Annotated in this window: 18 protein-coding genes; 14 read left to right on the forward strand and 4 right to left on the reverse strand. The window is 52.4% G+C overall.

Annotated elements, in window-relative coordinates; all coding sequences use genetic code 11:
• Positions 1–235: 235 nt before the first annotated feature.
• Positions 236–1696, forward strand: coding sequence for a WecB/TagA/CpsF family glycosyltransferase (locus tag ABJG22_RS10215; RefSeq protein ID WP_348020122.1), 1461 nt, complete (start codon positions 236–238; stop codon positions 1694–1696).
• A gap of 40 nt (positions 1697–1736) precedes the next feature.
• Here ABJG22_RS10215 and ABJG22_RS10220 read toward each other — a convergent pair whose 3' ends face one another.
• From ABJG22_RS10220 to lepB, 4 genes are all read right to left on the reverse strand, one after another.
• Complete coding sequence (locus tag ABJG22_RS10220; RefSeq protein WP_348020123.1) at positions 1737–3905, reverse strand: ATP-binding protein; 2169 nt, start codon at positions 3903–3905, stop codon at positions 1737–1739.
• Between the two features lie 94 nt (positions 3906–3999).
• A complete protein-coding gene (gene era / locus ABJG22_RS10225) occupies positions 4000–4893 on the reverse strand; it encodes a GTPase Era (RefSeq protein ID WP_348020124.1) in 894 nt (297 codons plus the stop codon).
• On the reverse strand, positions 4890–5558 hold the full coding sequence (gene rnc / locus ABJG22_RS10230; RefSeq protein ID WP_348020125.1) for a ribonuclease III: 669 nt from the start codon (positions 5556–5558) through the stop codon (positions 4890–4892). The genes era and rnc overlap by 4 nt, the downstream gene beginning before the upstream one ends.
• Entirely contained in the window at positions 5555–6358 is an 804-nt protein-coding gene (gene lepB, locus ABJG22_RS10235) for a signal peptidase I (RefSeq protein WP_348020126.1), read from the reverse strand. Before lepB ends, rnc begins: the two co-directional genes overlap by 4 nt.
• A gap of 152 nt (positions 6359–6510) precedes the next feature.
• Here lepB and pgi point away from each other — a divergent pair, with 152 nt between their 5' ends.
• From pgi to phaR, 13 genes are all read left to right on the forward strand, one after another.
• Complete coding sequence (pgi, locus tag ABJG22_RS10240) at positions 6511–8013, forward strand: glucose-6-phosphate isomerase (RefSeq protein ID WP_348020127.1); 1503 nt, start codon at positions 6511–6513, stop codon at positions 8011–8013.
• A gap of 12 nt (positions 8014–8025) precedes the next feature.
• On the forward strand, positions 8026–9378 hold the full coding sequence (gorA, locus tag ABJG22_RS10245) for a glutathione-disulfide reductase (RefSeq protein ID WP_348020128.1): 1353 nt from the start codon (positions 8026–8028) through the stop codon (positions 9376–9378).
• A gap of 128 nt (positions 9379–9506) precedes the next feature.
• Positions 9507–11033: an acyl-CoA carboxylase subunit beta gene (locus ABJG22_RS10250; protein ID WP_348020129.1), complete on the forward strand. Its 1527-nt coding sequence runs from the start codon at positions 9507–9509 to the stop codon at positions 11031–11033.
• Positions 11034–11341: 308 nt separating this feature from the next.
• A complete protein-coding gene (locus ABJG22_RS10255) occupies positions 11342–12286 on the forward strand; it encodes a DUF808 domain-containing protein (RefSeq protein ID WP_348020130.1) in 945 nt (314 codons plus the stop codon).
• Positions 12283–12717 carry a methylmalonyl-CoA epimerase gene (mce, locus tag ABJG22_RS10260; RefSeq protein ID WP_348020131.1) on the forward strand — a complete coding sequence of 145 codons (435 nt, stop codon included), beginning with the start codon at positions 12283–12285 and terminating at the stop codon, positions 12715–12717. Before ABJG22_RS10255 ends, mce begins: the two co-directional genes overlap by 4 nt.
• A gap of 88 nt (positions 12718–12805) precedes the next feature.
• Positions 12806–13588 (forward strand): enoyl-CoA hydratase-related protein, encoded by a 783-nt coding sequence (locus tag ABJG22_RS10265; RefSeq protein ID WP_348020132.1) that lies wholly within the window; start codon positions 12806–12808, stop codon positions 13586–13588.
• Between the two features lie 107 nt (positions 13589–13695).
• The gene (scpA, locus tag ABJG22_RS10270) at positions 13696–15843 is read left to right on the forward strand and encodes a methylmalonyl-CoA mutase (RefSeq protein WP_348020133.1); all 2148 of its coding nucleotides are present in this window, start codon (positions 13696–13698) and stop codon (positions 15841–15843) included.
• Entirely contained in the window at positions 15840–16865 is a 1026-nt protein-coding gene (bioB, locus tag ABJG22_RS10275) for a biotin synthase BioB (protein WP_348020134.1), read from the forward strand. Before scpA ends, bioB begins: the two co-directional genes overlap by 4 nt.
• 62 nt (positions 16866–16927) lie before the next feature.
• Positions 16928–17239: a lysozyme inhibitor LprI family protein gene (locus ABJG22_RS10280; protein ID WP_348020135.1), complete on the forward strand. Its 312-nt coding sequence runs from the start codon at positions 16928–16930 to the stop codon at positions 17237–17239.
• Positions 17239–19209: an acetyl/propionyl/methylcrotonyl-CoA carboxylase subunit alpha gene (locus ABJG22_RS10285; RefSeq protein ID WP_348020136.1), complete on the forward strand. Its 1971-nt coding sequence runs from the start codon at positions 17239–17241 to the stop codon at positions 19207–19209. The genes ABJG22_RS10280 and ABJG22_RS10285 overlap by 1 nt, the downstream gene beginning before the upstream one ends.
• 24 nt (positions 19210–19233) lie before the next feature.
• On the forward strand, positions 19234–20871 hold the full coding sequence (locus ABJG22_RS10290; RefSeq protein WP_348020137.1) for an MFS transporter: 1638 nt from the start codon (positions 19234–19236) through the stop codon (positions 20869–20871).
• 19 nt (positions 20872–20890) lie between these two features.
• The gene (gene alr, locus ABJG22_RS10295; RefSeq protein ID WP_348020138.1) at positions 20891–21946 is read left to right on the forward strand and encodes an alanine racemase; all 1056 of its coding nucleotides are present in this window, start codon (positions 20891–20893) and stop codon (positions 21944–21946) included.
• A gap of 177 nt (positions 21947–22123) precedes the next feature.
• Positions 22124–22744, forward strand: coding sequence for a polyhydroxyalkanoate synthesis repressor PhaR (gene phaR / locus ABJG22_RS10300; protein ID WP_348020139.1), 621 nt, complete (start codon positions 22124–22126; stop codon positions 22742–22744).
• Positions 22745–22771 lie beyond the last annotated feature (27 nt).

Genomic DNA, 22771 nt, shown 5'->3' on the forward strand with positions numbered 1-22771 from the left:
GTTTGCAAAAACACCGGAATTCAGCCTGATTCATTGGTTACTGCGTTTTTTGGAACCTTGAACCTTTCGCAAAGTGGGCGGGATCTATTGCATTTTGCAAAAAGAGTAGCGTTTTGCGTTGTCGGTATTGGAGCCGGTTCCAGCGTTAACCTAATAATCTATTGATATTTAAGGATTACTGAAATCTGGCACGGGAAATGCTCAGTAGGTTTCAAATCAAATTTGGAGTTTCATCATGAGCCTTTATCATTCCGCTGCCAGTTTTTCCGAAAGTGAAGCTCGGCAAGTCTCACATCACTTGATCGGTCGTTCCTCAATATCGGAACTTGCGGTGTCGCTGTACGATGATAACGCCACTTCACTTTTTGATCTCACACTAGCCAATGGTTCGTTGGATCAAGTCGGAACGCAGATTGTTGATGCGGCATCTAACGGTGATCGCAATATCATCCAGTTTGTAAACGCGCACTGCGTGAACGTTATGCACAAGGATAAACAGTATCGTGAGGCGCTGAACGAAGCGGGTGTTCTACTGCCCGATGGTTCAGGCTTACGCCTTGCCGGAACGCTGGCGGGGTCTGGCGAGCTTAGCAACCTCAACGGAACGGACCTTTTTCCTCATATTTGCAAAGCGGCAGCACGCGCGCAGCAGTCGATATTTCTCCTAGGCGGTAGCCCTGGTATCGCGTCTGCTGCAGCCAATAATATGCGCAAAAGATTTCCAGGGCTGCGTTTCGCAGGAACTCAAAACGGATATTTTTCAGATATATCAGATGAGCAGGTCATTGATATTATCAACAATTCGGGCGCATCAATCCTGATGGTTGGCATGGGTGTCCCTATGCAGGAAAAATGGATTGCCAAATATCGCAATCAGTTGACCGTACCCGTTATCATGGGTGTTGGTGGACTGTTTGACTATTATTCCAACAGTATCGCTCGTGCTCCCCAGATATTGCGCGATATGGGTTTGGAATGGGGCTGGCGGTTGGCCATGGAACCCCGGCGCTTAGCAAAGCGCTATATATGGGGTAACCTCCGTTTCATTGGCCATGCCGTCGCCCATGCTTTCGTCGCTCGCGGGCATGCAGAACGTTATGCTGCTGCATCAAAACGTAGCTTAGATCTATCTATAGCTTTGCTCGCGTTGGTAGTTCTTGGACCTTTGGCAGCTGCAATTTGCCTGTTTATCACCATGGAGGATCGAGGTTCGCCTTTCTTCCGACAAACCCGGATCGGCGCCGATGGTAAACCGTTCAAAATATGGAAGTTTCGTTCCATGTATAAAGACGCAGAAGCGAGAAAGGCTGGTCTTTCAGAGCAGAACGAACGAGATTCGGTATGCTTCAAAATGAAGAAAGACCCACGCGTAACATATGTTGGGAAATTTATCCGTCGGTTGTCGCTGGATGAACTCCCTCAGATTTTGAACATTATCTCTGGTGAGATGTCGATCGTAGGTCCGCGTCCAGCTCTACCAAATGAAGTGCTATCTTACGCTGACAAAGAGCGTGGCAGACTACGTGGCAAGCCAGGATTGACATGTATTTGGCAGGTTTCGGGTAGGGCGGATATCCCGTTTGCGAAGCAAGTCGATATGGATCTAGATTATCTAACGAGCAAGTCTCTGCTCAAAGACCTAAAACTAATCACCCAGACCGTTCCTGCTGTTCTTACCGGAAGGGGTGCCTATTAAGCTCCGGGCACCTGCTCCTAGCCATTCGCCGGCTTTCCCCTTATCTCAGCCGGCGAATGGCACTTATCGTGAATTCCAAAATATCTTGGATAGGCAATAGTTCACTAGCATCACCAATTTTGCCATTTTGATGAACGGAATCAATTTTTTCCAAAAGAGAATAAGCGCCGAAACCATTGCAAATCCCGCGCAAAGCATGGTGGGCACTCGCCACACCTTTTTCATCTTTCGTCTTCCAGGAACTTCCGAATTTGTCGTGCCAAGTTTCAATGTCCGCGACCACTGCTTCGGTCAACGCCTCGCGCCTCGCTTCGGGTACCGAGAGCACCTGTTCTTGGAACTTCTCGATATTGATGACGTCCACCTCACCGAAGTCTGGGATCGTGTCACTATTCCCCGAACCCGGAGGTGGCAATTGTTCCCCAAGTCCGCAAATTTGGCCAATGGCATAGTGAAGGCCGGCAAGGTTGATTGGCTTGGATATAACGCCATCCATTCCTGATGCTAGAACTGCAGAACGTTCATCATCGCCGGCAAAGGCTGTCACTCCATAAATGGGGATTTTTGCATGAGCCTTTATCGATCGAATCTCGCGTGTTGTTGTCATCCCGTTTGTTGGCATCCAGACGTCCATCAAAATGCCGTCGAAACGTTCGTTCTCCAATGCGGGCAGTACTTTTGAACCATCATTCACGATTATAATTTCGCAACCCATTGTCTCCAACATCGAGGCTATCACGATTTGATTGGCTTCGACATCTTCGGCAACCAAGATTTTCGGAGGACGCCCGTCGACCAATAGTTTCTTCGGGAGAGTAACTGCCGCTTCTTTGTCCGCAACTTGGGAACCATCGCTAATGGTTACCGGGATAGAGAACCAAAACTTGCTACCTTTGTCCACTTCGCTTTCAACGCCGATATCGCCGCCCATTGCCTCGGCAATCCGTTTGCATATCGAGAGGCCAAGTCCAGTGCCTTCGATCTCGCTATTATCCGCGTCACCGCGATCAAAATCCTCGAACAAACGATCCAGAAAGTCAGGCGCAATGCCTTGACCGGTGTCCGAAACACATAGCTTAAAATATGATTTTTCTGCTTTGCTCGACATTTCGATCGAAACGTCAATTTGTCCATTGCTGGTATATTTGACTGCATTGCTTACAAAATTATCGATTATTTGGCGCGTCCGTGTGGCATCAGTTAGAATGAACGCCGGACAATCCGTTGCAATATCTACCGTGATATCGAGGAGCTTTTTGCGTGCCAGAGGGCGCCAAGTGTCCGCAGCCCCCTCCACAAATTTGGGAAGATTTATTTCTTCCATTTTTAGGTCAAATTGCCAGCCATCTGTTCGCGCATATTCGATAATATCCGCGAGTAAAAAAAGCAGCTGATCGCTGCTGTTTCTTGCCAGTTCGACCTGTTTCTGCTGCTTGGGTTCCAGGTCCGAAATACTCAACAATTCGAGCGTAGCGAGAATGGCATTCATAGGTGTGCGAATGTCATGGCTCATCATGGCCAAGAATCGCGATTTGGATTTATCGGCTGCTACAGCTTTCTCTCTGGCGGCCTTCAGATCTTCGGTGAGAGCTTGGAGTTCGCTTGCCCTGCGTTCGGTGAGTTTCAGCAACTCTTGCTCTTGCCTCTCAGCCTCCCGCTCTTCGGTAATGTTTCGGACGGCTCCATAGCCAAAAAACTGAACTCCATCAGCTGAACGTTCCTGGGTGACCGACCATCTTAACCAACGAATATTTCCATAATCATCGCAAAACCGGAAATCTCGTCTAATATTTTTACCGATCAGTTCTCCGCGATCCGCGTCCAACAGGATTACCATCGCCGCATTTTGGTCGTCGGGATGAACCATTTTTGCAAATTGTTCAAAACTGGTGACCGGCGTTTTGGAGCCGACAACGTCAGCAAAATTCTCGGAACCGATGAAACGTTTATCTTCGTCTCCGTGGAAAGTCGCGACATTAGCGAGTGTTTGCGCACTGACCAGCGACAGTGTTTGGCGGTTAACTTGCTCTAAGAGGGCGGCTTCTTTCTGCCGGAGCATTTCTTCAGCGGATGCAAGAGAGCGGCTTTTTGTATCGAGCAGATGTTCGGCTTCTTTACGTGCAGCCTCACTCCGCGCTAGTCTCCTTTGCAATAAGGTTTCTCGCTGAGAAGGCTGATCAGGTGCCTTGGTTTCTTTGGACTCGTCCATAGCTATTTCTAGCACTAATTACTTTATTGATGGTGAACCATCTAATTCTATCAATGTTAGACAGCATTTGCCTCCTAGAGGCAAATGCCTTGAGCTATTTGACCCACTCTAGTCCCATATCTTGATAGACGCTGCGATCCTCATCCCAGTTGGCGCTGACCTTGACGTGAAGATATAAATGCACGGTTTTCCCTAATATTTCAGACAATTCCGCACGTGCCTTAGCGCCAATATCTTTTATCTGATGACCACCTTTGCCAAGGATGATGGCCTTCTGGCTGGCTTTCTCGACAAGTATTTGTTGGTGTATCTCGAGCGACCCATCTGGACGTTCCTGATATTGCTCCATCGCGATCGCGATCGCATATGGCAGTTCGGCGTGAAGTTGCCGGAAAACCTGCTCACGCGTGATTTCGGCTGCTAGAACCCGTTCGCTAGCATCTGAGACCTGATCAGCGGGAAAATGCCAAGCGCCTTCGGGCATCGCCTCGACGAGATAGGACCTTAGCTCCTCCAGTCCATCGCCAGTCTTCGCGCTAACGAAGAATGTTTCATCAAACTCGGCGAGCGCGTGTAGTTTAACGACATGACCGAGCATTTTGTCTTTTGCTGCAATATCGACTTTGTTCATGACAAGAATGGTTTTTTCGGACCGGTGTTTGATACGTTCGACGATCGATGTCACTTTTTCGCCAAGTCCAGCCCGTGCATCAACCAGAAGTACAATGATATCAGCATCTTCAGCACCTTCCCATGCCGCGGAAACCATTGCGCGATCTAGGCGGCGATGCGGTTCGAATATACCCGGGGTATCGACCAACAATAACTGCGTATCGGCCTCGATTGCGATCCCTAGCAATTTAGTCCGAGTGGTTTGCGGTTTGGCACTGGTGATTGCGACCTTTTGCCCAACCAATGCGTTGATCAAGGTCGATTTACCGGCATTCGGTGCGCCAATCAGAGCCACTACGCCACATTTTTTTGTCATGTGAATTTTTCCAGAAATTTCTTAGCAGCCTCAGTCTCGGCTGCCTGAATGGCGGAGGCCGTGGCTTGAACTTCGCCAATCTTGTTAACGCTCACTCGGACGGTAAATTTCAAATCATGATGCGGACCGCTTTTCTCGATCAGTTCATATTCCGGCACTTTCCGATTGTTCGATGCGGCCCATTCTTGCAGCGCGGACTTGGGGTGCCGAATGTCATCAACCGGTTGGGTGATCCGGCTTTTCCAATGGAGAAGAATGAAACTGCGGGCCGCGTCCATGCCATGATCGAGATAAACGGCTCCGATCAAGGATTCCATGACATCGCCCAGAACCTTCATGCTTTGTCGGGCACCATCATCGCGCGCCTGTTTCCCCAGTAGAATATGGTCGCCGACGCCGATATCTTTCGCGACTTGGCCGCAAACATGGCCCGAAACAAGGCCATTGAGGCGTTGCGATAGTTGGCCTTCGGGTTCCTTGGGAAACTCGCGATAAAGATGATCTGCGATGACTAACCCTAAAACCCGGTCACCCAAAAATTCCAGCCGCTGATAATCTTTGTCACCATGGCTTCCATGGGTGGCAGCCCGAGTGTAAAGGTTTGGAGTTAAGGGCTTCTTGCCGGTGATCTCAACGATCCAGTCGGTAAAAGCTGAGCGACTCAAAATCCTTCTCCAATACGGTCCCAGCGCGCGGCTGAAAACCACGTCCAAGGCTTGATCCATTCCGCCGAACCATCGGTCGAAAAAACGGAAACCAATGCTCGTCCTACCAGATTTTCTTCGGGGACCATACCGATAGATTGCCCTTCTATGGCAGGAAAGCGACTATCCGCGCTACGATCTCGATTATCGCCCATCAGAAACATATGACCGTCCGGAACCATGAAGGTTTCCGTATTATCACCTTCCGAATTTTCGTAAATATCGAGAATGCGATAGCTTGCTCCATTCGGGAGGGTTTCCTGAAACTGGGGATAGCGGCAAATCAGCTTGCCATTTCCGCCATTCGCTTCAAACTCATCGCGGAAGCAGGGGCTATTCGGTGTTACCGGATGCGTAAAATCTTCAATTTTCTCTCGTTTGACGGCGACACCGTTTATCGAAATCAAGCCGTTGGTGACCTGAACCATGTCGCCTGACAAGGCTATGACCCGTTTGATATAGTCATCGCGGGCACTGGGTGGTGCTTTGAAAACAACGACATCCCCAGGTTTCGGCGATTGGGGTAATATACGGCCTGGTATGAGAGATATGTTGAAGGGCAGGCTATATTTGGAAAATCCGTAGGGCCATTTTGCGACGAGCAGAAAATCTCCAACGACGAGACGGGGCTGCATAGACTCCGAGGGGATATTGAATGGGGAGACTATAAAACTGCGCAATATTACAATGAACAGTGCAAGTTTTAGAATGAACGCGGTGAAATCCCACGTTTCCGATCGTTTTGCTTTATGGCGCGTCATGGCGCCCCTTCGCCGACATTGTCGATGGCGTCAAGATTTCTTGCGTTCTGTTCTTGAGGGTGATTTTCAACTTGAGACAGGCCTATCCGGCGGATAGGGCAGGGCAGGTTAACGGATGAACGCAATTTCAAATCTAGAGATCGGGCAATTGGATGACTTCAGACCATTGGCAAACCATCAAGGCGCTTCCACAAGCTTCGTTAGAACATCTTTTTGCTGAAGATAGCGATCGGGTTGGAAATCTCGGATTGGAACAGTCTGGGCTCTATTTTGATTTTTCCAAAACGCATCTCGACAAACGCGCAATGGATGCCTTCCAAAAGCTGGCGGATGATGCGCAGTTGTCGACAAAGGTCAATGCACTATTCGCTGGCGAGCCTGTGAATGTAAGCGAAGGCCGGGCGGCTGAACATGGAGCCGAACGGGGTACCGGAAATCCCACAAGTGTTGATAATGCTCATGCTCTTCACCAGCGGATGAGGAGCCTGATTGGCGCTATTGAAGCAGCTGCTTTGGGTGAGTTTACGCAGATCATCCATCTGGGCATCGGAGGCTCGGCGCTGGGGCCAAAAATGCTGCATCAGGCACTGAAACTGGGCGATGAGAAATATGAACTTGCTGTGGTGTCCAATATCGACGGCGCCGCTCTTGAACCGGTTCTAGAACGCTTTACCGCCGAAAAGACTTTGCTTGTTGTTGCATCAAAAACATTCACCACCGCCGAAACCTTGCTGAACGCTCAGTCCGTGTTGGACTGGATGCGGGAGCAGGGAATCACTGACCCGTTGGGGCAAGTTGTGGCTTTGACTGCTGATCCGGAACAAGCCGTTGAATGGGGTGTGGACGAAACCCGAATCTTACCCTTTTCTGAGACAGTTGGTGGTCGTTATTCCCTATGGTCTTCCATTGGTTTCAGCGTCGCCTTGGCACTAGGCTATGATGTTTTTGAAGATCTATTGGCCGGTGCTGCGGCGATGGACCGCCATTTCCAGGAAGCCTCTTGGGATAAAAATATTCCGGTGCTCGCGGCTTTCGCTGATCAATATTATACGCAAGTTCGCGGATGCGATACCCGCGCTGTCTTCGCTTATGACGAGCGTTTGGGGTTACTTCCTGACTATCTCCAGCAACTCGAAATGGAGAGTAATGGGAAATCGGTCACCCTCGAAGGGGAGGCGCTTTCCCTGCAATCCAGCCCGATTGTCTGGGGCGGCGTGGGTACCGACGCACAACATGCCGTGTTCCAGTTGCTCCATCAGGGAAGCCATTTGGTCCCGGTCGAGTTTCTCGCCGTTGTCGAACCGGGCGACTCTCTCAGCCCGGCCCATCACAATGGATTGTTGCTCAATTGTTTCGCCCAGGGCGCCGCTTTAATGGCGGGCAAAAAATCCGATGACAGTCATCGAAACTATCCGGGTGACAGACCGTCGGTCACCATATTACTGGAAGAGATGGAAGCATCTTCATTGGGTGCGCTGCTGGCATTTTACGAACATCGAACTTTTGTGAATGCCGTTTTGTTGAACATCAATCCGTTCGATCAATTTGGCGTGGAACTCGGGAAGCAAATGGCCAACAAGCTGGCCGATGATGATGGTAACCGATTGGATGCTTCCACCGAAGAACTGAAAAAGCGGGCCTTTGGCGCCGAATAGCAAGGAAATATAATGGCTGAATATGATTATGACCTGTTCGTTATCGGTGGCGGTTCCGGCGGTGTCAGGGCAGCACGGATATCGGCTACACACGGTGCAAAAGTAGCGATTGCCGAAGAATTTCGGATGGGCGGCACCTGTGTTATTCGCGGGTGCGTTCCGAAGAAGATGCTGGTCTATGGTTCGCATTTTGCAGAGGATTTGCACGAAGCCCATCGCTTCGGTTGGGACGTCGAGGGCGCCGCATTTGATTGGCCCCGGCTGCGCGATATTGTGCAAGCGGATGTTGACCGGCTGGAAGGATTATATTCCGTAAATCTCGGCAATGTTGGTGTTGAAATTATCGAGCAGCGAGCGGTTGTCGCGGGGCCCAATGCGGTCAAACTGGCGGACGGAAAAACCGTCAGCGCGAAATATATCCTGATCGCTACCGGAGGCTGGCCGGCGCCAGCGGGATGTCCGGGTGAAGAGCATGCATTGACCTCCAACGAGATATTCCATCTCGAGAAAAAACCGGAAAATATCATCATCGTCGGCGGTGGCTATATTGCGAACGAATTTGCCGGAATCTTCCACGCTTTTGGCAGTAATGTGATCGTAGCCAACCGTTCCGAGAAGATATTGCGCCCATATGACCAGGAAATTGTCGGTCGGTTGCAAGAGATCAGCGAAGCCAAGGGCATAGCTTATCGACTCAACGCTCCCTTGGAGAAGATCGAGAAAAATGATGACGGGACCGTAACCGTCCATTTTAGAGATGGCGGCCCACCGCAAAATGCTGATGTGATCATGGTCGCAACGGGCAGGGTGCCCAATAGCGCGAATCTCGGTCTCGAAGAGGCCGGTGTGGCACTCGATCAGGCGGGCGCCGTCTCGGTCGGGGACGACAATAGGTCGAGCGTGGAGAGCATCTATGCGGTTGGCGATGTGACCAACCGGGTTCAGTTGACCCCGGTGGCGATCCGGGAAGGCCATGCCTTTGCCGATAGCGTCTTTGGCGGCAATCCCCGGACCATTTCCTATGACAATATCCCATCCGCCGTATTCTCTAGCCCGCCCATTGCTTCGGTTGGGATGACCGAAGACGAAGCTCGTGCAAAATTTGGCGAGGATATCAAAATTTATCGCAGTGATTTTAAGCCGATGAAGAATGTCGTCTCAGGCCGCGAAGAGCGCGCCTTGTACAAGATGATCACGCGAGGACCGGATGAAACGGTAATCGGTCTCCACATGATCGGTCCGGAAAGTGCGGAAATCCTGCAAGGCGCAGCGGTCGCCATTGTCGGGAAAATGCCCAAGAAGGTTCTTGATGACGTTGTCGCCATCCATCCCAGCATGGCCGAAGAACTGGTATTGTTCAAATAGGGTGACGCTACGGTAGCTGCCGTTAAAGCTGAAGTTTAATCGACTGTTTAATTACTATTGAGGATTGCCTAACCGGTTGTGCATTGACTAGGGCTTCTGGAACAAAGTGATTCACAGCCGGGGGTTGAATGTCAGACATAATCGCACAATTGGAAGCCAAACGCGCGGAAGCCATGCTCGGTGGCGGGCAGAAGCGCATTGATAGCCAGCATGCCAAGGGCAAACTTACTGCCCGCGAACGCATTGATATTCTGCTCGACGAAGATTCGTTCGAAGAAATCGATATGTATGTTGAACATAATTGCGTCGATTTCGGCATGGAAGAGACCAAAATTGCAGGCGACGGTGTGGTCACCGGTTCGGGCACGATTAACGGCCGCTTGGTCTTTGTCTTCTCCCAGGATTTTACGGTTTTCGGTGGATCTCTGTCGGAACGCCACGCGGAGAAAATCTGCAAGGTTCTAGAGAACGCCATGAAGGTCGGCGCTCCGGTGATTGGCATCAATGACAGCGGCGGCGCGCGTATTCAGGAAGGCGTGGCGTCTCTGGGCGGCTATGCCGACGTATTCCAGCGCAACGTTCTGGCCAGCGGTGTTGTGCCGCAGCTCAGCCTGATCATGGGGCCTTGTGCCGGCGGTGCCGTCTATTCGCCAGCCATGACCGACTTCATCTTCATGGTGAAGGACAGCAGCTATATGTTTGTTACCGGCCCCGATGTGGTCAAAACGGTGACCAACGAGATTGTGACACAGGAAGAACTGGGCGGAGCGGTCACGCATACGACCAAGACCAGCGTTGCCGATGTCGCTTATGACAATGATATTGAAGCCTTGCTGGCTGCCCGTGATTTTATCGATTTCATGCCGCTGTCTAACCGGGAAGAAGTACCGGAACGGCCGACCGCTGATCCATGGGATCGGCTTGAAGAAAGCCTCGACACGTTGATCCCGGACAATGCCAATCAGCCTTATGATATGCATGAAGTCATCCGCAAGATGGTCGACGAAGGTGATTTCTTTGAAGTCCAGCCGACTCATGCTGCCAATATCATCTGCGGCTTTGGCCGGATGGAAGGGGCTACCGTGGGCGTGGTCGCGAACCAACCGATGGTTCTGGCTGGTTGCCTAGATATCAATGCATCCAAGAAAGCCGCGCGCTTCGTCCGCTATTGTGATGCGTTCAATATTCCGATTGTGACCTTGGTCGATGTTCCCGGATTCTTGCCTGGTACCAGTCAGGAGCATGACGGCATTATCAAGCATGGTGCAAAGCTGCTCTTTGCTTATGCCGAGGCGACCGTGCCGAAAATCACCATCATTACCCGCAAAGCTTATGGCGGGGCCTATGACGTGATGGCGTCGAAACATCTTCGTGGTGACCTCAACTATGCGTGGCCAACCGCGGAAATCGCGGTGATGGGCGCGAAAGGCGCGGTCGAAATCATCTTCCGTGGTAAGAGCCCGGAAGAGATTGCAGAGCATACAGCGGAATATGAGGCGCGCTTCGCCAATCCGTTTATCGCGGCCCAAAAGGGTTTCGTGGATGAGGTGATTCTGCCGCATTCGACGCGGCGCCGGGTGGCTCTGGGGTTACGGAAACTGCGGAATAAGCAGTTGGAGAACCCGTGGAAGAAGCATGATAATATTCCATTGTGAGGACCGAAACTAGGGAGCTTTTGACGGGTTTTGTCATCTCGATATCGTTGATGGTAGTATTGGGAGCTGTGGCATGGTTTGGGTTTAATTGGCTTGAAACAGCTAATGAAACGGGGAGCATTCAATTTTTCTGGTATGAAATTGGAAAACAGAACTGGCCAACTCTGTTCTGGCTCTTAAGAGTTTTTTTTGGATTTTTTTTCGGAGCAGCCGGCCTCATGGCTATGATACAATTAGTTTGGATAACGAAATATCTATCAGGAATATTCAAGCCGTCCGTTTCTGACACCGATGAGAAGATATAATATATGCCAACAGGATTAGTAGCCCTCCTCGACGACGTCGCAGCCATTGCGAAAGTCGCGGCGACCTCACTTGACGATATTGGCGCCGCTGCCGCACGCGCCGGAACCAAATCGGCGGGCGTGGTTATCGACGATGCCGCGGTCACGCCGCAATATGTGACGGGATTCCATCCATCGCGCGAACTGCCGATGATATGGAAAATCGCCAAAGGGTCGTTCAAGAACAAGCTGATCTTTCTGCTTCCCGCAGCGGTTCTGCTGGGGCAGTTTGCACCGTTTTTGATCCCCATCATCCTGATCTGCGGCGGACTTTTCCTTTGCTATGAGGCCGCGGAGAAGGTGCTGGAATGGCTGCACGTAGACGAGAGCACCAAACATGACGAACCCGCCATTGTCGAAGGACATGGCCGCGAAGAGGAAATGGTGTCCGGCGCCATCCGCACCGATCTGATCCTGTCTGCAGAGATTATGGCGATCGCCTTGTCGGAAGTAACCGATCAAGTCTGGTGGCAGCAGGGAATCATTTTGGCGCTTATCGGCATTGTCATTACCGTCGCCGTTTATGGCACCGTGGCTCTTATCGTGAAAATGGATGATGTGGGGCTGCATCTTGCCACTGAAAATGAAGGTTTCATCGCCGCTTTTGGCAGGGGCTTGGTGTCCTTCATGCCGAAACTGCTTACGACGCTATCCATCGTTGGTACTTTGGCCATGGCATGGGTCGGCGGCGGATTGCTGGTCCATAATATTGCTGCTGTAGGTTGGCATGGCCCAGAACATCTCATCGATGTGATCTCACATCCTTTGGTCGGCCTGTTCCCAGAGACAGCCCGGCAAATAGCCAGCGGCATATCGTTCGCGATTCTATCCGGCCTGTTTGGCGTCGTCATCGGGGCGATCATCGCTCCATTGGTCCACAAAGTCATTCCTCATGGAGAAGCCCATTGAAACTAGGTCGCTTGAACCACATCGGCGTTGTCACGCCATCGCTGACCGACAGCATCGCCCATTGGCGCGATGTCATGGGTGCGACATCAATTTGTGAGCCATTTGATCTACCGGCTCAGGGCGTAAAAGTCTGTTTCGTTGATACGCCAGCGGAGGGGCCAACAAACGGCACGCAGATAGAATTGATCGAGCCCTTGGGTGAAGATAGCCCAATTCGAAGCTTTCTGGCTAAGAATCCCTTGGGCGGACAACATCATATTTGTTTCGAAGTGCCAGATATCCAAGCGGCCAAAGCTGAATTTGAAGCTTTAGGAAAGCGGGTGTTAGGCGAACCGCGTATCGGCGCGCATGGCACGCTTATCTTTTTTGTGCATCCCAAGGACATGGGCGGGATGCTAACCGAAATTATGGAAACGCCAAAAGGGCACTAACCACATACTCGCCATCCTGCGTTTATTCTGGAATCTCATAGGGTTCTGAAACAGGTTCAGGGTGACGGATCATTCAAAGGGACAGGATATGGAATTCGAGAACATCAAATTGGATATCACCGATCAGGTGGCCACCATCACGCTCAACAAGCCGGAACGCCTCAACGCCTGTTCACTGCCGATGGCGGATGATATCTACAATGCGCTGGACGTTCTGGGAGATGCTCGGGCTTTGGTCATTACCGGCGAAGGCCGCGCTTTTTGCGCCGGTGCCGATCTTCAGGCGAAAAGCGATAGCGCCACAACCGGCGGGCAGGGCAGCTATGCTGCGTTGAACCAGCATTATAACCCATTGATGCTGAAACTTGCCAAGCTGAACATTCCGACGATCACCGCAGTAAACGGCCCCGCAGCCGGCGTCGGTTGCTCGATCGCCTTGGCCAGTGATTTCGCGATTGCCGGGAAATCAGCCTATTTTCTGCAAGCCTTTGTCAATATCGGTCTTGTGCCTGATGGCGGAGCCTCATGGATGCTAACCCGGCTTGTCGGCAAGGCGCGGGCAACGGAAATGATGCTGCTTGGCGAGAAAATTCCCGGCGAGAAAGCGGCCGATTGGGGCTTGGTCTACAAATGCGTTGAAGATGCGGCGTTGATGGATGAAGCGGGCGCGCTGGCAAAACGACTGGCGGGCGGTCCTACCGTGGCTCTGGGTGTGATGCGCCAGAATTTGGCTGCTGCCCTGGAAAGCGATTATGCCTCTGCACTGGTTCGCGAAGCGGAAGGCCAGCGGATCGCCGGTGACAGTAAGGATGCCCGCGAAGGCGCCATTTCGTTTCTGCAGAAGCGGAAAGCCGAGTTTAAGGGCGAATAAGCCATTGTGATCGCCATCCGGACGTTTGTTGCGGATGGCGTTTCACGCACACGAGAAATGCCTAATGTTGCCAAAGTTGCTTTGGCACGACGAATTTTGGGACTGATATGACTGAGAAACCGACCGTAAATGACTGGGAAGAGCTGGCCAACAAGGAAGTTAAAGGCCGTGATCTGACATGGAACACCCCGGAAGGCATTGCCGTTAAGCCGCTTTATACTGCGGATGACGCCGACGGAAAAGGGATTGATCCGGGGCTGCCAGGCTTTGGTCCGTTCACCCGTGGGGTCAAGGCTTCCATGTATGCCGGCCGTCCTTGGACCATTCGGCAATATGCAGGTTTCTCGACCGCAGAAGAATCCAATGCCTTTTATCGCCGCAATCTGGCTGCTGGGCAAAAGGGTCTTTCCGTGGCTTTCGATCTCGCGACGCACCGGGGTTATGACAGCGACCATCCCCGCGTTGTCGGCGATGTCGGTAAGGCTGGCGTAGCGATCGACAGCGTTGAGGATATGAAAATTCTCTTCGATCAAATCCCGCTCGACAAAATGTCCGTTTCGATGACGATGAACGGGGCGGTTATTCCCTGTCTGGCATTCTACATCATCGCGGCGGAGGAGCAGGGGGTTTCTCAAGATAAGCTCGCCGGTACGATTCAGAATGATATCCTCAAAGAATTCATGGTGCGGAACACCTATATCTACCCGCCAGCCCCTTCGATGCGGATCATTTCGGACATCATCGGCTATACGTCGGAACATATGCCGAAGTTCAACAGCATTTCGATCTCCGGCTATCACATGCATGAAGCCGGAGCGACGGCGGTGCAGGAACTGGCTTTCACCATTGCCGACGGTCGGGAATATGCCAAGCAAGCCATGGCAACTGGTCTAGATATTGACGCTTTTGCAGGACGTTTAAGCTTTTTCTTCGGAATCGGTATGAACTTCTTCATGGAAGTTGCGAAACTCCGCGCTGCGCGGACCTTGTGGCATCGTGTAATGACCGATCTCGGCGCACAATCCGAACGGTCAAAGATGTTGCGGACCCACTGCCAGACATCCGGTGTTTCGCTGACCGAGCAGGATCCGTATAACAATGTGATCCGGACGACCATTGAAGCCATGGCGGCAACTCTGGGCGGCACGCAGTCGCTGCATACCAATGCGCTGGATGAAGCCATTGCGCTGCCGAGCGACTTTTCCGCGCGGATCGCCCGGAATACCCAGATCGTGCTGCAGGAAGAGGCTGGCATCACCAAGGTCGTCGATCCCCTGGGGGGCAGCTATTATGTTGAGGCATTGACCGACGAACTGGTCGAAAAAGCCTGGGAGATTATCGAACGCGTCGGTGCCGAAGGCGGCATGGCCAAAGCAGTGGCCGATGGCTGGCCGAAAGCGATGATCGAGGAAGCAGCCGCTGGTCGTCAAGCTGCTGTCGACAAAGGCGATGCCGTGATTGTCGGCGTGAATAAATATCAGTTGGAAGACGAAGAACAGTTGGAAACGCTGGAAGTCGATAATGATCGGGTTCGTCAGGGACAGATTGCGGGTCTTGAAAAAATGCGAGCCGCGCGTGACGAGGTGGCTTGTCAGGCGGCGCTCAAGGCGTTGACTGATGGTGCCCGTTCCGATGGTAATGTCTTGGCCCTCGCCGTTGATGCAGCCCGCAAACGGGCTTCGCTCGGAGAGATTTCCGATGCCATGGAAGCGGTCTTTGGCCGTTATGAGACGCTGCCGACTCCGGTCAAAGGCATTTATGGCGCAGCCTATGAAGGCGATGCGCGCTATGCGATGGTCATTGATGGTGTTGATGCGGTGTCCCAGAGATTGGGTCGCAAGCCGAAGATATTGGTCGCAAAAATGGGGCAGGACGGCCATGATCGTGGTGCCAATGTCGTCTCCAGCGCCTTTACCGACATGGGCTTTGATGTGATTTCCGGGCCGTTGTTCCAGACACCGGGCGAAACCCGCGATCTTGCTTTGTCGGAAAATGTCGATGCCGTGGGCGCATCCAGTCTGGCGGCCGGACATAAGACTTTGATCCCCGAGTTGATCAACCTTCTGAAAGAATCCGGACGCAGCGATATCAAGATTTTTGCCGGTGGTGTCATCCCGCCTCAGGACTATGAATTCCTGCGGAAAAGCGGTGTCGTCGGAATCTATGGACCGGGCAGCAATATTGTGGAATGTGCCGCGGACATATTGAGATTGCTGGGGCATAATATGCCACCCGAAGAGGAAGCTGCCGAATGAACGAAGAATTACCATCCGAAATAGCCGAGGTTCGTCAGGACTGGTCGCGCGACGAGATTGCCGCGCTATTTGACCTGCCGTTTGACGCGCTCGTATTTCAAGCGGCCACTGTGCACCGCGAACATCACAAACCCGGCGAGGTCCAACTTTCGACCTTGCTGTCGATCAAGACCGGCGGCTGCCCGGAAGACTGCGGCTATTGCAACCAGTCTGCTGGCGCAAAATCCGGGTTGAAGGCGGAAAAGCTGCTCGACGTCCGTACGGTGCTGCAAAATGCAGCGCAGGCGAAAGACCGTGGCTCTTCCCGCTTCTGCATGGGCGCGGCATGGCGGAACCCGAAAGACCGCGACATGCCGGCGATCATCGAGATGATCAAAGGCGTCCGGCAGATGGGCATGGAAACCTGTATGACCTTGGGCATGTTGACCAAGGAACAGTCCGCAATGCTGTCCGACGCGGGCCTCGATTACTACAATCATAATATCGACACTTCACCGGAACATTATGAGAAGGTGATTACCACACGGACCTTTGATGACCGGCTCGAAACACTCGAGAATGTCCGGAACAGCGGCATTAACGTCTGTTCCGGCGGCATCGTCGGCATGGGTGAGACTCGCGAAGACCGGGTCGGCTTTGTCCATGCCTTGGCGACCCTCCCGAAACATCCGGAAAGCGTGCCCGTCAATGCGCTGGTCCCGGTCAAGGGTACGGTTCTGGGCGACATGCTCGCCGACACGCCGCTCGCGAAGATCGACGATATTGAGTTTGTCCGCACGATTGCGGTCGCGCGTATCACCATGCCTGCATCGATGGTCCGGCTGTCAGCAGGCCGTGAAAGCATGAGCGAAAGCACGCAGGCTCTGTGCTTCCTCGCTGGTGCTAATAGCATCTTCACCGGCGACAAATTGCTGACGACTGGCAATGCGGGTGATGACGCGGACGAGACATTATTCGCAAAACTGGGCCTTGTTCCCATGGAAGCCGAGCAGCGCGACGACATTCTGGAGGCGGCTGAGTGATTGTACTTCCGCTATTGTTTCTGATTCAACCGCAAGTCGATTGCAACGCTCCGTTGACGCAGTTGGATATGAACTTCTGCTCCCGTCAGGAGTTTGAAGCGGCCGACGAGGCCTTGAATGAACAGTGGCGCAAGGTTTCAGCACATAAAAAGCGGAATGATGAAGCGGCAAAAGCAAATGGCACCGAAGGTGGCTATTTTCAGAAACTGCTAGAAGCGCAGCGTGCTTGGCTTTCTTATCGCGACAGTCATTGCGAGGCGGCCTCGGACGCCTATCGCGGCGGCTCTATTCGTCCATTAATCCATAACCATTGCAAGGCAGAGCTGACCGCGCAAAGAACCGATCAACTTCAAAACATGATTGAGCCAAACTAATGTTCAAAAAAATACTAATCGCAAACCGCGGCGAAATCGCTTGCCGGGTCATTCGCACTGCCCAGAAAATGGGTATCAAGACGGTTGCCGTCTATTCCGACGCGGATGCGCGCAGTCCTCATGTTAAAATGGCGGATGAAGCCGTCCATATTGGGCCTTCTCCGGCAGCAGAATCTTATCTGATCGCCGACAAGATCATTGCGGCTTGTAAAGAAACCGGCGCGGAAGCCGTGCATCCCGGCTATGGTTTTCTGTCCGAACGCACCAGCTTTCCCGAACAGCTGGCGGATAATGACATTGCCTTTATCGGGCCGCCGCCGAACGCGATTGCAGCGATGGGCGACAAAATCGAATCCAAGAAACTGGCCGAAAAGGCGGGGGTCAGCGTTGTTCCAGGGCATATTGGCGAGATAGACGACACCGAACATGCGGTGAAGATTTCGAGTGAAATCGGCTATCCGGTGATGATGAAGGCCAGCGCAGGCGGCGGCGGCAAAGGCATGCGTCTCGCGTGGAATGAAAATGATGTCCGTGAAGGCTTTGAAGCGACCAAGCGCGAAGGCCTTGCCAGCTTTGGCGATGATCGCGTGTTTATCGAGAAATTCATCGAACAGCCGCGCCACATTGAAATCCAGGTGCTCGGCGACAAGCACGGGAATGTCATCTATCTCGGCGAGCGGGAATGTTCGATCCAGCGGCGCCACCAGAAGGTTGTTGAAGAAGCGCCATCGCCTTTCGTCGACCCGGAGATGCGCAAGAAAATGGGCGAGCAGGCTGTCGCGCTATCGCAGGCTGTGGACTATCATAGCGCCGGTACGGTCGAACTGATCGTCGGGGCCGACAAAAGCTTCTATTTTTTGGAAATGAACACCCGTCTGCAGGTCGAACATCCCGTTACCGAATATATCACCGGGCTGGATCTGGTCGAACAGATGATCCGCGTCGCTTATGGCGAAAAGCTGCCATTGACGCAGGACGAGGTCACACTGACGGGCTGGGCGGTCGAAAACCGCGTCTATGCGGAAGACCCGTATCGCGGTTTCCTGCCATCTACGGGACGCTTGGTTAAATATCGCCCGCCGGAGGCCGAAGAAGGCATCCGGGTGGATGATGGTGTAGCCGAAGGCGGCGAAGTTTCCATCTTCTACGATCCGATGATTGCCAAGCTGATCACCTATGGCGAAACGCGCATTGAAGCGATTGATCGCCAGATCGATGCGCTCAACCGTTTCGAGTTGCAAGGCCCCGGCCATAATATCGATTTCCTGTCAGCCTTGATGCAGCATGAGCGTTTCCGCGAAGGCAATATCACAACCAATTTCATCGCCGAGGAATATCCTGACGGCTTTCAGGGCGCGCCAGCATCCGACGAGTTGTTGGGTAATCTGGGTGCCATTGGTGCCTTTGCAGCCACCGCCCACGCCGATCGCGCACGCCGTGTCGACAATCAACTGGGCAAAAGACTTGATCCGCCTTCGGAATGGCAGGTCAAAATCGGCGAGAAAATCATGGCCGTGTCGATTTCTGAAGAAGAGATCACCGTCGATGGCGTTACCGTTGATTTGTCGACCGAATATACGCCGGGTGATAGTTTGATCCTTGCCGAAGTAGCAGGCAAGCCGCTTTCCGTGAAAATCGCCAAGACTGCGGATGGTTTTGCGCTGAACAGCCACGGGGCGACGCATAAATTGCGGATATTGCCAGCACATATTGCCGAACATGCCGTGCATATGATCGAAAAAATCCCGCCAGATCTGTCGAAATTCTTGCTCTGCCCGATGCCCGGCCTGTTGGTCGCACTGCATGTTGGCGAAGGCGATGCGGTCGTCGAAGGTCAGCCTTTGGCGGTTGTTGAAGCGATGAAGATGGAAAACATCCTTCGCGCCGAGAAAAATGGCGTGGTGAAATCGGTGGAAGCTGCGCAGGGCGACAGCCTTGCCGTTGATGCCGTGATACTCGAGCTCGAATAAGAACAGCCTTGGGGAGGGCAAGATATGGCCAGTGAAGCCGCTATCGCAGGACAACGCGAACCAACACAAAAAGAAATCCGTCTGGTCATAGCGGCATCTTCCGCAGGCACCATTTTCGAATGGTATGATTTTTTCATCTACGGCACCTTATTCTATATCATTGGGCCCACCTTTTTCCCGAGCGGGAACCCGACGCTGGAAATATTGATGGTTTGGGCGACCTTTGCCATTGGCTTTGGTTTCCGTCCTGTCGGAGCCATTCTCTTCGGTTTTCTTGGCGATAAGCTGGGACGAAAATATACATTCCTTGTCACGGTGACCTTGATGGGGATTGCGACGGCAGGGGTAGGGCTTATCCCAAGCGCAGCGACCATCGGTCTTGCGGCTCCCCTGATCGTCATCTTCCTGCGAATATTACAGGGATTGGCGCTAGGCGGCGAATATGGCGGCGCAGCAATTTATGTTGCGGAACATGCGCCAACCGAAAAACGCGGGTATTATACAAGCTATATTCAGGCGAGCGTGGCGGGCGGCTTCGTCCTGTCGATCGGCGTTATTCTGGCCTGCCGCTTCCTGATTCCGGAACAGGCCTTTAACGACTGGGGCTGGCGGATACCGTTTCTGCTTTCCATCGCGCTGCTCGCCATTTCGCTTTGGATGCGGCTGAAACTCAATGAAAGCCCCGTCTTCCAAGCGATGAAAGAAGCAGGCGAAACGGCAGGCAATCCGTTTGTGGAGAGCTTTACCTATCCTGGGAACAAGAAACGCATTTTTGTGGCCCTGTTCGGTATAACCGGCGTCTTGACGACGATCTGGTACACCGCCTTTTTCTCCGGCATGTCGTTCTTGCGCGGTCCGATGAACATGGAAGCCGGGACTGTGGATATCATATTATTTGTCTCCGGCCTGATTGCCATGTCCTTCTATCTCGTGGTCGGCAAATGGTCGGACAAGGTGGGGCGCAAGAAACCGATCATTATCGGTGCGCTGCTAACCTTGCTGCTGTTGTTCCCCGCCTTTTGGGGATTGGGGCAGCTCGCCAATCCGGGATTGACGGAAGCCGCCAAAGCCAACCCCGTGCGGGTGGAAGGTAGCGCCTGTAGCACCGATCCTTTTGCCGAACTGTTCAGCAGAGAGCAGAGCGATTGCGGGAAAATTTTGGAGACGCTTACCTCTGCAGGTGTTTCCTACACGCTGACCGACGGCAGCGCATTAAGCCTGAGCGCTGGCGATAATCCGATCGCGATCGACCCGGCTTGGCTGACCGACGGTGACGCTCGTAGCAGCGGCGTTCGCGCTTCGTTGACGGCCTATGGTTATGATTTTGCGAAACAACAGCCGGGTATGATGAGCATATTGGGGATTGTCGCAATTCTGCTGGTACTGGGTGTTTTGAGTGCCTTGACCTACGGTTCGGTTGCAGCGCTGTTGTCAGAGATGTTTCCTGCCAAAATCCGCTACAGCTCGATGTCGATACCTTATCATATCGGTGCCGGTTATCTCGGCGGGTTCCTGCCTCTGATCGCCGGATATATCGTCGCGCGATCCGGTGATATCTATGCCGGCCTTTGGTACACATGGGTGGTCGTAGCATTCGGGGTCATCGTTGCCTGGTGGGGTATCCCCAATGATCCCGAGGCGGCTCTCGACGAAGCGCCCTAATCATCCTATCGATCAATCGATGCAGGACACCAAACAGATCGTACCGCCGACCGCGAGGGTTAGACTCGATTCCGACGCCCTGGTGGCGAACTGGAACAGTCTGAACAGTCTTTCGGGTAAAGCGAAAGCCGGGGCGGCGGTCAAAGCCGATGCTTATGGTCTGGGTGTCCGGGATGTTGTCCGCAAATTGGTGACGGCAGGATGCACCGACTTTTTTGTTGCCAATTGGCAGGAAGCTCAAGAAATTGAGGGTCTGACGCCCGCGGGAGTAAGTGTGTCCGTGCTCAACGGGATCCGCGAGCAGGACATGCCATTTGCGCTTCAATCTCCAGCGAAACCGGTGATTAATAGTCTGGAGCAGCTCAACCGCTGGAAGTCTTCGGGCAGGCCCTGCGATGTCATGATCAATAGCGGCATGAACCGACTGGGTATAAATGTTGAGGATCTAAGCAGCGGCCTTTTTGAGGACATTGAAATTGATATGGCCATGAGCCACCTCGCTTCAGCCGATGAAGATGTACCGCAGAATGATGATCAACTCACCCAGTTCAAAGCCGCTCTGGAAATCGTTCCCAGAAAACGGACAAGCCTAGCCAATAGTGCTGGAATCGCACTGGGTTCCGATTTCCACTTCGATGTCACCCGTCCGGGCTTATCTCTCTATGGCGGCATACAACGTCCGGAATTGGAAGGCTGTATCAGACAGATCGTGATACCGCAGGCCGAGATCATTCAAGTGCGGTCGCTGCGTCCCGGCGATAAGGTCGGCTATAATGCGCAATATACCGCCGATCGCGCGCATGATATCGGGATATTGGCTATGGGCTATGCCGATGGCTATTTGCGTGGCTTTTCCAATAGCGGCATCTTCCTGAATGAAGGCTCTGAATTGCCAGTGCTTGGGCGAGTTTCGATGGATTTGATCGCCGTTGATCTGACGACAGCGCCGGATATCAATGAAGGCGACTGGCTGGATTGCGAATTTGATCTTCGGACAGCATCTGCCCAATCGGGCCTTTCGCAATATGAATTGATTACCGGCATCGGCAATAGAGTTGCGCGCTATTGGATCTAAGGGACAATGGTAGCGCCCTGACGCAGTTGCACAAAGTAAAAATGCTGCGCAAAAATCCCTGAAAACTACAAAAGTTGCGGCAATGCACAAATAAGTTTAGTGCTTGTGCAACATGTATATATTTGTCGGTTAGATAGCCTTGCTAACCTTCGGTATTTCAAAGCATCGGGAGCTTATATGGCCAAGTCGAAAAAAACGGTTCAGGATGGTCCGATAATTATAAAAAAATACGCCAATCGTCGTCTTTATAATACCGAAACGTCCAATTATATAACGCTCGATTTTCTTGCGGAAATGACCCGCAATGACGAAGATTTCGTCGTTGTGGATGCGAAAAGCGGCGACGATATTACGCATAATGTGTTGACCCAGATCATTGTCGACGAGGAAAGCAGCGGCAAACAAATGCTGCCGGTGAATTTTCTTCGGCAATTGATATCGATGTACGGCAACAGCATGCAATCGTTGATGCCATCCTATCTCGAAGCGTCGATGGATAATTTTCGCAAAAACCAAAAGCAGTTTCAGGACGCAGTGGAGGGGGCCCTCAATAAAAACCCCTTGGGCCAGATGGCCGTAAAAAATCAAAAACAATTTCAAGAAGCGGTCGAAAATGCCCTAAAGGCTAGCCCGCTTGCTGGCGTGTTTGAAAAGGCGTTGAGCATCGGCCAAAATGATCGAGAACAACCCGATGAAGACGCGCAAGAAGAAGAATTGTCAGAAAAAGATGCCGAGATCATGGAATTGAAAAAGCAATTGGCTGACATCCAGTCGAAGATTGACAAGATCGATAACTGATCACCGGAAACAATAATCCGCAGGAAA

Source organism: Parasphingorhabdus sp. (assembly GCF_039939955.1).
Taxonomy (GTDB): Bacteria; Pseudomonadota; Alphaproteobacteria; order Sphingomonadales; family Sphingomonadaceae; genus Parasphingorhabdus.

Coding starts and splice junctions, on each gene's coding strand:
- ABJG22_RS10215 (WP_348020122.1), top strand. CDS start 236: ATGAGCCTTTATCATTCCGCTGCCAGTTTTTCCGAAAGTGAAGCTCGG.
- ABJG22_RS10220 (WP_348020123.1), bottom strand. CDS start 3,905: ATGGACGAGTCCAAAGAAACCAAGGCACCTGATCAGCCTTCTCAGCGA.
- era (WP_348020124.1), bottom strand. CDS start 4,893: ATGACAAAAAAATGTGGCGTAGTGGCTCTGATTGGCGCACCGAATGCC.
- lepB (WP_348020126.1), bottom strand. CDS start 6,358: ATGACGCGCCATAAAGCAAAACGATCGGAAACGTGGGATTTCACCGCG.
- pgi (WP_348020127.1), top strand. CDS start 6,511: ATGACTTCAGACCATTGGCAAACCATCAAGGCGCTTCCACAAGCTTCG.
- gorA (WP_348020128.1), top strand. CDS start 8,026: ATGGCTGAATATGATTATGACCTGTTCGTTATCGGTGGCGGTTCCGGC.
- ABJG22_RS10250 (WP_348020129.1), top strand. CDS start 9,507: ATGTCAGACATAATCGCACAATTGGAAGCCAAACGCGCGGAAGCCATG.
- ABJG22_RS10255 (WP_348020130.1), top strand. CDS start 11,342: ATGCCAACAGGATTAGTAGCCCTCCTCGACGACGTCGCAGCCATTGCG.
- ABJG22_RS10265 (WP_348020132.1), top strand. CDS start 12,806: ATGGAATTCGAGAACATCAAATTGGATATCACCGATCAGGTGGCCACC.
- scpA (WP_348020133.1), top strand. CDS start 13,696: ATGACTGAGAAACCGACCGTAAATGACTGGGAAGAGCTGGCCAACAAG.
- bioB (WP_348020134.1), top strand. CDS start 15,840: ATGAACGAAGAATTACCATCCGAAATAGCCGAGGTTCGTCAGGACTGG.
- ABJG22_RS10285 (WP_348020136.1), top strand. CDS start 17,239: ATGTTCAAAAAAATACTAATCGCAAACCGCGGCGAAATCGCTTGCCGG.
- ABJG22_RS10290 (WP_348020137.1), top strand. CDS start 19,234: ATGGCCAGTGAAGCCGCTATCGCAGGACAACGCGAACCAACACAAAAA.
- alr (WP_348020138.1), top strand. CDS start 20,891: ATGCAGGACACCAAACAGATCGTACCGCCGACCGCGAGGGTTAGACTC.
- phaR (WP_348020139.1), top strand. CDS start 22,124: ATGGCCAAGTCGAAAAAAACGGTTCAGGATGGTCCGATAATTATAAAA.